The 1,012-nt window shown below is 60.1% G+C and carries 2 protein-coding genes; one reads left to right on the top strand and one right to left on the bottom strand.

The genetic code is table 11. The features are described from left to right. Positions 1-425, bottom strand: a 425-nt coding sequence (locus AX708_RS18800) for an outer membrane protein (protein WP_156454601.1), incomplete at its 3' end; no start/stop codon positions are given. A gap of 211 nt (positions 426-636) precedes the next feature. On the opposite strand from AX708_RS18800, the gene AX708_RS18795 reads away from it, so the two are divergent. Further along, complete coding sequence (locus AX708_RS18795) at positions 637-999, top strand: DUF2939 domain-containing protein (RefSeq protein WP_067490609.1); 363 nt, start codon at positions 637-639, stop codon at positions 997-999. Positions 1,000-1,012: the final 13 nt, after the last annotated feature.

Here is a 1,012-nt window from a genome sequence, read left to right as displayed (position 1 = left end):
GTGCCGTCGTCATACTCGCCCTCGATCGAGGCGTCCGTGTAGCCAGCCTTTACATACAGTATGCCGTTGCGGCCCGGGCGAAAGCCGAGACGGCCACCGACATAAAGGTCGCGGCCGGCGTTCACCGAAACGCGGTCGCCGGGCACGTCAAAGTCGGTGGCCGACACACCCACGCTCGAATCCGTGTATTCTGCCTCGATGCCGAACACGATCCCGCTGGTGGTTTCGTAGTCGTAGCCAACCGTCAGGCCGAGAACGACGTCCTCTTCACTTTCGGAGATCCCGTCGAACTTGGTCTCGACGCTATCGAGGCCTACGATGGCCCCTGCGATGAACTTTCCACCTGCGGTGCTGTCGTCTTGTGCCAGGGCAGGGCTGGCAAGGGAGACAGCTGCGACCGCTCCCGCGAGAGTTACCAACTTCATGATACATCCTTTGTCCGCTCAGGATTGAGCGCGGTGCCCCCTATCAGCGAGAGCCTTCCAAAGCACTAATTTTGCGCCTATTTTATGTGGACAGGCGTGAGGCAGGAGCGGGGCCGGGACGCTGCGCAGGAGTTGTGCGACCGTTTCTTGTTGAGTTGATGCGATAGCGCGGCACACAGAGTTGGTTCGGCATCAAGAGAGGGGCGAGCGAATGAGGTTCGGGAAGTCGTCGATCATCGGGCTCGCGGCGGTCATAGTGGCGGGCTTTGCGACCTACCTGTATTTTGCGTCCCCGCTGGTCGCACTCAAAGGAATGAAGACGGCGCTTGAACAGCGAGATCACGAGGCGTTTTCGGCCTATATCGATTTCGACAAGCTGCGTGCGTCTCTGCGCGAGGAGCTCGCGGCGCAGGCCGCAATTCATGCCGCCGAGAGCGATAACCCGTTCGAGCAGATGGGCATAGCGGCAGGTGCCGCGATAGCAGATCCGCTCATCGATCGCCTCGTAACGCCAACCGCCATCAGGATCGCGTTTGTCAACACCGGGATAAAAACGGGCCAGGCACCGGTTTAAAAAGGGGCCAGTT

This window comes from Erythrobacter sp. CCH5-A1, assembly GCF_001557115.1.
Lineage (GTDB): Bacteria > Pseudomonadota > Alphaproteobacteria > Sphingomonadales > Sphingomonadaceae > Erythrobacter.
This window is presented reverse-complemented; position numbering and strand designations above follow the sequence as displayed.

Coding starts and splice junctions, on each gene's coding strand:
- AX708_RS18795 (WP_067490609.1), top strand. CDS start 637: ATGAGGTTCGGGAAGTCGTCGATCATCGGGCTCGCGGCGGTCATAGTG.